Genomic DNA, 9,503 nt, shown 5'->3' on the forward strand with positions numbered 1-9,503 from the left:
CGGGGCGGGCGGCGACGGGGCGGGCATGTGTCCGCCCGGCCGCCCGCCGGCTCACTCGTCGGTGAAGGTCATCTTCAGCCCGCCCAGCAGCGCGGCGACGAGGTTGTAGAGGAAGGCCCCCAGGGTGCCGAGCGCGGTGATGATCACGACGTTCACCACCGCGACGATGGTCCCGTAGCTGGTCATCTTCGAGAAGCTGAAGAACTCCATGAAGGGCAGCGGGTTGCCGCCGTTCAGGTCGCGGCCCAGCTGGTCGATCTTTCCCCACAGGCCGATCGCCTCGACGAGGTTCCACAGCAGCACGACCGCGATCACGGTCGCGATGCCGACGGCGATCGCGACGAGGAAGGACAGCTTCATCACCGAGAACGGGTCCAGGCGGGCCAGCGTCAGGCGCACCCGGCGCGGGCCGCGGCGCTCCTTCTCCGCGCCGCCGGCCGGTGCCGACTTCTTCGGGCTGCGGCTCGCGCCGCGGGCCGCGGAGCCCTTGCCGGAGCCGAGCCCCTGCTCCGACGGCGAGGAGGCGCTGTCGAAGGCCGGGAGCTTCGAGGTGGACTCGGCGGCGTCGGTCTTCCCGGTGCCGGTCCTGGAGTCACTGGTGCTCACGGGTCACTCCTCGTTCTGGTCTGCGTCGTCGGGCGAGGTCTCGAACTCGTCAGAGCCTAGAGCATCGCCCTGCCCGTCCTCGGTCGCGGAGGCGGCGGTGTCGGAGATCTCCACATCCTCCTCGCCTCCGGCCTCGTCGGCCGAGGCGGGGCTCGCCGCGCTGTCCGCGGAGCCCTCACCGCCGTCGCCGGCGTCCTCGAGGACCGGCGCCTCGGCCTCGTCCTCGTCGAGCTCGCTCTCCGGCCCGGTGGTGACCAGCAGGATGCGGTCGCCCTTGTCGGGCTTGGCGAAGGTGACGCCCATGGTGGTGCGGCCCTTCGGCGGCACCTCGGAGACCTTCGAGCGGACCACGCGGCCGCGCTCCATCACCACCAGCAGCTCGTCGGTCTCCTCGACGACGGCGGCGCCGGCGAGGTGGCCGCGGTCGTCGGGCAGCTTCGCGACGCGGATGCCCAGGCCGCCGCGGCCCTGGAGGCGGTACTCGTCGATGCTGGTGCGCTTGGCGAAGCCGCCGTCGGTCACGGTGACCACGAAGGTGCCGGGGCGCACCACGTCCATCGCCAGCAGCTGGTCGTCGTGGCGGAACTTCATGCCGGTGACGCCGCTGGTGGCGCGGCCCGTCGGGCGCAGCACGTCGTCCGCGGCGGGCATGCGCACGCTCTGGCCGTTGCGGGAGACGAGCAGCAGCTCGTCGTCGCCGTTCACGGCGCGGGCGGCGATGACGCGGTCGGGGCGGGTGCCGTCGATGCCGTCGACGTCGCGCAGGTTGATCGCGATGATGCCGCCGGTGCGGTTGGAGTCGAAGGCGGTCATCGCCGTCTTCTTGACCAGGCCGGACTCGGTGGCGAGCACCAGGTACTCGGCGTCCTCGTAGGAGTCGATCGCGAGCACGGAGGCGATGTGCTCGTCGGGCTGGAAGGCCATCAGGTTCGCGACGTGCTGGCCCTTCGCGTCCCGCGGCGCCTCGGGCAGCTCGTAGCCCTTGGCGCGGTAGACCCGGCCCTGGTTGGTGAAGAACAGCAGCCAGCGGTGGGTGGTCGTGGTGAAGAAGTGCTCGACCACGTCGTCCTCGCGCAGGGACGCGCCGCGCACGCCCTTGCCGCCGCGCTTCTGGGCCCGGTACTGGTCCTCGCGGGTGCGCTTGACGTAGCCTCCGCGCGTGATCGTGACGACCACGTCCTCCTCGGGGATGAGGTCCTCCATAGACATGTCGCCGTGGAAGGGGAGGATCTGGGTCCGACGGTCGTCGCCGTACTTGTCGACCAGCTCGCCGAGCTCCTCGGAGACGATCTGCCGCTGCCGCGCCGGGTCGGCGAGGATCGCCCGGTACTCCTCGATGAGGGCCTGGAGCCGGTCGTGCTCCTCGATGATCTTCTGGCGCTCCAGGGCGGCCAGGCGGCGCAGCTGCATCGCGAGGATGGCGTTGGCCTGGATCTCGTCGATCTCGAGCAGGTCCATCAGCCCGGTGCGGGCCTCGTCGACGTCCGGGGAGCGGCGGATCAGCGCGATGACCTCGTCCAGCGCGTCCAGCGCCTTGAGGTAGCCGCGGTAGACGTGGATCTGCTCCTCGGCCTTCTTCAGGCGGAACTTCGTGCGACGCACGATGACGTCGATCTGGTGCTTCGTCCACTCGCGCACGAAGGAGTCGATCGAGAGGGTGCGGGGCACGCCGCCGGAGAGGGCGAGCATGTTCGCGGAGAAGTTCTCCTGCAGCTGGGTGTGCTTGTAGAGGTTGTTCAGCACCACCTTCGCCACGGCGTCGCGCTTGAGGGTGATGACCAGGCGCTGGCCGGTGCGGCCGGAGGTCTCGTCGGTGATGTCGGCGATGCCCTGGATCTTGCCGAGCTTGACCATCTCCGCGATCTTGCGGGCGAGGTTGTCGGGATTGACCTGGTAGGGCAGCTCGGTGACGACGAGCGCCATGCGCCCGTTGATCTCCTCGGTGGAGACGACGGCGCGCTGGGTGATGGAGCCGCGGCCGGTGCGATAGGCGTCCTCGATCCCGTCTGTGCCCACGATCGTGGCGCCGGAGGGGAAGTCGGGGCCCTTGATGAACTTCATGCACGCTTCGAGCAGCTCGGGCTTGGTCGCCTCGTGGTTCGTCAGCAGCCACTGGACGGCGTCGGCCACCTCGCGCAGGTTGTGCGGCGGGATGTTCGTGGCCATGCCGACGGCGATGCCGGCGGAGCCGTTGACCAGCAGGTTCGGGAAGCGGGCGGGGAGGACGGAGGGCTCGTCGACGGTGTTGTCGTAGTTGCCCTGCATGTCCACGGTGTCCTGCTCGATGTCGCGGACCAGCTCGAGGGCCAGCGGCGCCATCTTGCACTCGGTGTACCGGGGGGCGGCCGCGCCGTCGTCGCCGGCGGAGCCGAAGTTGCCCTGGCCCAGGATCAGCGGGTAGCGCATGTTCCAGGGCTGGACCAGTCGGACCATCGCGTCGTAGATCGCGGAGTCGCCGTGGGGGTGGTAGTTGCCCATGACCTCGCCGACGACCTTCGCGCACTTGGAGAAGGAGCGGTCGGGGCGGTAGCCGCCGTCGTACATGGCGTAGACGATGCGGCGGTGGACGGGCTTGAGGCCGTCGCGCACGTCCGGGAGGGCGCGCGAGACGATGACGCTCATCGCGTAGTCGAGATAGGAGCGCTGCATCTCCTGGTTGAGGTCGACCTGGGTGATGCGGTCGACCTCGTCCTCGTCGAGGGGATCGACGAGCGTGACGGTGCGGGAGGCCGCCTCGTCGGCCGAGAGCTCGCTGGAGCCCTCGGGCATCTCCTGACCGCCGATCCCGGCGCTCTCGGCGGGGGTCGGGGTCTCGGCCGACGGCTGGTCGTCCTCGGGGCCGGTGGGGTCGTTCGGGGTGTCGCTCATGGCGGGGAGGGCCTTTCGGGTGGGGCCGGTGGGTCGTGGGGGTCCCGGGGGCGCGCGAGAGGGGTCGGCGCCGCCCCGGGGCCCGCTCAGATGTCGAGGAAGCGGACGTCCTTGGCGTTCTCCTGGATGAAGCGGCGCCGGGACTCGACGTCGTCGCCCATCAGGACGGAGAAGATGGTGTCGGCGTCGGCGGCCTCGTCGACAGTGACCTGCTTGAGGGTCCGGGTGGCGGTGTCCATCGTGGTGGACTGCAGCTCCTTCCAGTCCATCTCGCCCAGGCCCTTGTAGCGCTGGATGCCGTTGTCCTTGGGGATGCGGCGCCCGGCGGACTGACCGGCGGCGAGGCGCTCGTCGCGCTCCTCGTCGCTGAAGACGTACTCGTGCGGGGCGTTGGACCACTTCAGGCGGTACAGCGGCGGCATCGCGATGAACACGTGGCCCAGCTCGATCAGCGGCCGCATGTAGCGGAACAGCAGCGTCAGCAGCAGGGTGCAGATGTGCTGGCCGTCGACGTCCGCGTCGGCCATCAGGATGATCTTGTGGTACCGCAGCTTGGTCGCGTCGAAGTCCTCGCCGATGCCGGTGCCGAAGGCGGTGATCAGCGAGCGGACCTCCTGGTTGTCCAGCGCCCGGTCCAGCCGCGCCTTCTCCACGTTCAGGATCTTGCCGCGGATGGGGAGGATCGCCTGGGTGCGCGGGTCGCGGCCCTGCACGGCGGAGCCGCCGGCGGAGTCGCCCTCGACGATGAAGATCTCGGACTCGGCGGGGTTGCGCGAGGAGCAGTCGCGCAGTTTGCCGGGCATGCCGCCGGTCTCCAGCGGGGACTTCCGACGGGTCGCGTCGCGGGCCTTGCGGGCCGCCTCGCGGGCCATCGCCGCGGCCTGGCCCTTCAGCACGATCGCCTTGGCCTCGTTCGGGTGGGACTCGAACCAGTCGGTGAGCTGGTCGGTCATCACCTTGACCATGAAGGTGCGGGCGATGGTGTTGCCGAGCTTGGTCTTGGTCTGGCCCTCGAACTGCGGCTCGCCGAGCTTCACGGAGATCACCGCGGTGAGGCCCTCGCGGATGTCCTCGCCGGTGAGGTTGGCGTCCTTCTCCTTGAGCAGGCCCTGGGCGCGGCCGTAGCGGTTCACGATCGAGGTGAGCGAGGAGCGGAATCCCTCCTCGTGGGTGCCGCCCTCGTGGGTGTTGATCGTGTTGGCGTAGGTGTGGACGGAGTCGGTGTAGGCGCCGGTCCACTGCATCGCGACCTCGACGGAGATCTTCGCGTCCGTGTCCTCGGACTCGAAGGAGATGATGTCGGGGTGGATCACCTCGGCGCGCTTGGCCGAGTTGATGAACTCGACGAAGTCCTGCAGGCCGCGCTCGTAGAGGTAGGAGACCGTGCGGGGGCCGCCCGAGGTCTCGCCCTGCTCGGCCTTCTCGGCCTCGAGCTCGACGTCGACCTCCTGGTCCTCCTCGGCCTCGTCGGCGCGCTCGTCGGTCAGCGTGATGCGCAGGCCCTTGTTGAGGAAGGCCATCTGCTGGAACCGCTTGCGCAGCGTCTCGAAGTCGTAGACGGTCGAGTCGAAGATCTCGCCGTCGGCCCAGAAGGTGATGGTGGTGCCGGTCTCGTCGGTCTCCTCGCCCTTCTCGAGCGGGGCGACGGGGACGCCGCGGGCGTAGGCCTGGCGCCAGACGTGGCCCTGGCGGCGGATCTCGACCTCCATGCGGACGGAGAGGGCGTTGACCACGGAGGAGCCGACGCCGTGCAGACCGCCGGAGACGGCGTAGCCGCCGCCGCCGAACTTGCCGCCGGCGTGCAGCACGGTGAGCACCAGCTCGACGGCGGGCTTGTTCTCGGTGGGGTGCATGTCCACAGGGATGCCGCGGGCGTGGTCGACGACGCGCACGCCGCCGTCGGCGAGGAGGGTGACCTCGATGGTGTCGCCGTGGCCGGCCATCGCCTCGTCCACGGAGTTGTCGACGATCTCCTGGACCATGTGGTGCAGGCCGCGCTCACCGGTGGAGCCGATGTACATGCCGGGGCGCTTGCGGACCGCCTCGAGGCCCTCGAGGACGGTGATGTCCGAGGCCTCGTAGTGCTCGGGCGCACGGGCCGCCTTCTCGCCCGCGGTGGTCGGCGCCGGGGCCGCGGGGGACGTCGCCGCCTCGGGGGCCGGTGCTGCGCCGTCCGCTCCCGGTGACGGGTCCGAGGTGCCCTCGGGCAGGTCCTGGTCGGGCATGGGGCGGTCGCTGTCGCTCACCTGATGTGGCTCCTCGCAGTCCGGTCGTCCCTCGGTCGGACGGACCGAGGGTGGTCCGGCGGCACCGTGCGGCGGTGTCCCTGCGGCCCGACGCGTGCAGGATCCGCAGGAGCTCCTCGCGCACGCGCGCGAACGGCACCCGCAGGCCTCGGCGATCGGGCCGACGGCATCGAGGTGACCGGGCTGCTTCGACCCCGGTCGACGTCGGCCGAACCGCCGTCATTCTATCGGAGAACGGGTGCTGGGCCTATTCGACGCCCCGTCCCTGTGGACGACGCGACGCTGGATGCATCCCAGACGCTCCGTGACGGCCTCTTCAACGCGCTCCGGGAGCCTCGGATGGGGGCGGGTACGCCCGAGGGGGTCCGGAGGCGGCACAGGCGCGCCTGGGATGTCCGCACTCAGGCGTCCCGCAACGGGGCTCAGCGGGCGGCGTCCGGGAGCCCCGCGAGCACCTCGGCGGTGGCGAGCGCCGCCGCGGCCGCCTCGTGCCCCTTGTCCTCCACCGAGCCGGGCAGGCCGGCCCGATCCCGCGCCTGCTCGTCGGAGTCGCAGGTCAGGAGCCCGAAGCCGACGGGGACGCCGTGGTCGAGGGACACCCGGTTCAGCCCGTCGGTCGCCGCGGAGCAGACGTAGTCGAAGTGCGGGGTGCCGCCGCGGATGACGACGCCGAGGGCGATCACGGCCTCGTGGCTGCGGGCGAGGCGGTCCGCGACCACGGGCAGCTCGAAGGAGCCGGGCACGCGCACCAGGGTGGGTCGGTCGATGCCGGCCTCGGCGCAGGCGCGCAGGGCGCCGGCGACCAGACCGTCCATCACCTCCTCGTGCCAGGACGCGGCGACGATCGCGACGCGGGCGTCGGGGCGGGCGGTGATCTGCGGGGTGGGGGCGCCGTGGCCGCTCATGAGGTTCCTCCGGGGGTCGTGACAGGGGTGGTGGTAGTGGTGGGATCGAGCGCGGGAAGCCCGGTCAGGTGGTGGCCCAGCCGGTCCCGCTTGGTGGTGAGATACGCGAGGTTCTCGGGAGTGGGGTGGGCCTCGAGGTCGAGGACCCGGTGCACGCGCGTGCCGCCGGCGCGCAGGGCGTCGGCCTTCTCGGGGTTGTGGGTGAGCAGGTCGATCGCGCCGACGCCGAGGTGCTCGAGGATCCGCGGGACCGCGGCGAAGCTGCGCTCGTCCACGGGAAGCCCGAGGTCGAGGTTCGCCTCGACGGTGTCGCGGCCCGCGTCCTGCAGGGCGTACGCGCGCAGCTTCTGGACCAGGCCGATGCCGCGGCCCTCGTGCCCGCGCAGCAGCACCAGCACGCCGCAGCCGGCGGCGGAGATCCGGGCGAGGGACTCGTGCAGCTGGGGCCCGCAGTCGCAGCGCAGCGAGCCGATCACGTCGCCGGTCACGCATTCGGAGTGGACGCGCGTGAGCACGGGCTCCTCCCCGGTGACGTCCCCGGCCACGAGCACCAGGTGCTCTGCCGTGCCCTCCCGCACGGCGAGGGCGCGGAAGGCGCCGTGGGCCGAGGGCAGCGGCACCGCCTCGGTGAACTCGAGCAGGGCGGGGACCGGCCCGGCCGACGCGGCCGACGACGGGTCGGCCGGTGCGGTGGACGGCGCTGCCGGCGTGAGCGGCGCCGCCGCCTCCCCGATCTCCCGCCGGTGCGCGGCGAGGTCCTCGATCGAGATCATCGCCAGGCCGTGCTCGTCGGCGAAGGCGCGCAGCGCTGGGCCGCGCTGCATGGTGCCGTCGTCGTGGACGAGCTCGACGATCATCCCGACCGCGGGCAGACCTGCCATCCGTGTGAGGTCCACGGCGGCCTCGGTGTGGCCGCGCCGCTCGAGCACCCCGCCGGCCCTCGCCCGCAGCGGCAGCACGTGCCCGGGCCGGATCAGGTCGGTCGGGACGGAGCCGGGATCGGCGAGGACAGTGAGGGTGCGGGCCCGGTCCGCGGCGGAGATGCCGGTGGTGACCCCGTCAGCCGCATCGACCGTGATCGTGTACGCGGTGCGGAAAGGGTCCGCGTTCTCGGCGACCATCAGCGGCAGCTCGAGGGCGTCGGCCCGCTCGGCGCTCATCGGCGCGCACAGCAGCCCGCTCGAGTGCCGGACCGCGAAGGCGACCTGCTCGGGGGTGGCGGTCGCGGCCGCGAGGATGAGGTCGCCCTCGTTCTCGCGGTCCTCGTCGTCCACGACCACGACGGGCCTGCCGGCGGCGATCTCCGCGATCGCGGCGGGCACGGGATCCAGGCGCAGACCGGTCATCGTCCCTGCTCCGTCCCGGTCACGGCCTCCGGGGCGCGCGCGGGCAGCAGACCGGCGGTGAGCTTCTCGACGTACTTCGCGAGCACGTCGACCTCGAGGTCCACCCCCTCGCCGACGGCGCGGGTGCCCAGCGTGGTGCGCTCGAGGGTCTCGGGGATCAGGCCGATGGTGACCTCGTCGCCATCGATCGCGGCGACGGTGAGGCTGACCCCGTCCACGGCGAGGGAGCCCTTGGGCACCACGTAGCGGGCGAGGCCGCCCGGCAGGCGCAGGCGCAGCAGGGTGGTGCCCTCCTGCTCGTCGCGGGAGAGGATCTCGCCGACGCCGTCGACGTGGCCCTGCACGATGTGCCCGTCCAGGCGGCCGTCGGCCCGCACGCAGCGCTCGAGATTCACGCGGTCGCCGGGGCGGAGCGTGCCGAGCGTGGTCGCGGCGAGGGTGGTGGCGATGACGTCGGCGCTCCACGCCTCGCCGACGACGGCGGTGACGGTGAGGCAGCAGCCGTTGACGGCGATCGAGTCGCCGAGCGCGATGCCCTCGAGCACGCGCGGGGAGCGGATCCGCAGGGCGGCGGGGTCGGCGCCGAGGTCGAGGACCTCGACGGTGCCGAGCTCCTCGATGATTCCGGTGAACATGGTGGTGTCCTTCCTGGTCAGCCCGGGGTGGGAGTAATGCGGGGGCGGAGGGTGAGGCGGAGGTCCCTCCCGCCGCCCGGCGTGGGCAGCGGGGCGACGTCCGTGAGCTCGAGGTCGAGCCGCTGCGCGAGGGTGGTGATCCCGAGGTCGGCGACGCCGGGACGGCCGGCGCCGAGCAGGGTGGGGGCGAGGTGCACGATCAGCTCGTCGACGAGCCCGGCGCGGAGGAAGGCGGCGGCGAGGGTGGGCCCGCCCTCGAGCAGCACGTGCCGGATCCCGCGGTCGAAGAGCGTCGCGAGCGCGGCCGACGGATCGCGGGTGGGCAGGTGCAGCGCCTCGCCGGCCCCGTCGACGACGGGCAGGTCCTCCACCTCGGAGGTGCCCATCACGACGCGCAGCGGCTGGCGGGGGTGGAGGGTCCCGTCCGGCCGACGGGCCGTCAGCGTCGGGCGGTCGCTGCGGGCGGTGCCGGTGCCGACCAGGACGGCGTCGCAGGTGGTGCGCAGCCGGTGGACCTCCTCGCGGGCGGCAGGGCCGGTGATCCACTGGCTGGTGCCGTCGGCGGCGGCGGCGCGCCCGTCGAGGGTGAGTGCGGTCTTCGCCGTGACCAGGGGCCGGGCATGGACGAGGCCGTGCTCCCAGCCTCGGTTCAGGGCCGCGGCGGTGGCGGCGAGCTCGGCGGGGACGTCGTCCACGACCTCGACCCCGGCCGCGCGCAGGCGGTCGATGCCGCCTGCGGCCTGCGGGTTCGGGTCGCGCCGGGCGACGACGACGCGGGCGATCCCGGCCTCGAGGAGCGCCTCGGTGCAGGGGCCGGTGCGACCGGTGTGGTCGCAGGGCTCGAGGGTGACCACTGCCGTCGCGCCGCGCAGAGTCGCGGCGGCGCCCGGCAGCTGC

7 protein-coding genes are annotated in these 9,503 nt (G+C 72.4%); all 7 read right to left on the bottom strand.

What is annotated here, in order from left to right:
• Window positions 1-51: 51 nt before the first annotated feature.
• On the bottom strand, window positions 52-606 hold the full coding sequence (locus HMPREF3159_RS06915; protein WP_062946907.1) for a DUF3566 domain-containing protein: 555 nt from the start codon (window positions 604-606) through the stop codon (window positions 52-54).
• 3 nt (window positions 607-609) lie between these two features.
• Window positions 610-3,474 carry a DNA gyrase subunit A gene (gyrA, locus tag HMPREF3159_RS06920; protein ID WP_070500316.1) on the bottom strand — a complete coding sequence of 955 codons (2,865 nt, stop codon included), beginning with the start codon at window positions 3,472-3,474 and terminating at the stop codon, window positions 610-612.
• 86 nt (window positions 3,475-3,560) lie between these two features.
• Complete coding sequence (gyrB, locus tag HMPREF3159_RS06925) at window positions 3,561-5,720, bottom strand: DNA topoisomerase (ATP-hydrolyzing) subunit B (RefSeq protein ID WP_141748113.1); 2,160 nt, start codon at window positions 5,718-5,720, stop codon at window positions 3,561-3,563.
• A 422-nt stretch (window positions 5,721-6,142) separates the two neighbouring features.
• Complete coding sequence (gene ribH, locus HMPREF3159_RS06930) at window positions 6,143-6,625, bottom strand: 6,7-dimethyl-8-ribityllumazine synthase (RefSeq protein WP_070500317.1); 483 nt, start codon at window positions 6,623-6,625, stop codon at window positions 6,143-6,145.
• Window positions 6,622-7,971, bottom strand: coding sequence for a 3,4-dihydroxy-2-butanone-4-phosphate synthase (gene ribB / locus HMPREF3159_RS06935; protein WP_070500319.1), 1,350 nt, complete (start codon window positions 7,969-7,971; stop codon window positions 6,622-6,624). Before ribB ends, ribH begins: the two co-directional genes overlap by 4 nt.
• The gene (locus tag HMPREF3159_RS06940) at window positions 7,968-8,606 is read right to left on the bottom strand and encodes a riboflavin synthase (protein WP_070500321.1); all 639 of its coding nucleotides are present in this window, start codon (window positions 8,604-8,606) and stop codon (window positions 7,968-7,970) included. Before HMPREF3159_RS06940 ends, ribB begins: the two co-directional genes overlap by 4 nt.
• Before the next feature lie 17 nt (window positions 8,607-8,623).
• Window positions 8,624-9,503: bifunctional diaminohydroxyphosphoribosylaminopyrimidine deaminase/5-amino-6-(5-phosphoribosylamino)uracil reductase RibD (ribD, locus tag HMPREF3159_RS06945; protein ID WP_070500322.1), on the bottom strand; the 880-nt coding region annotated here is incomplete at its 5' end.

Source organism: Brachybacterium sp. HMSC06H03, from assembly GCF_001807385.1.
GTDB lineage: Bacteria > Actinomycetota > Actinomycetes > Actinomycetales > Dermabacteraceae > Brachybacterium > Brachybacterium conglomeratum.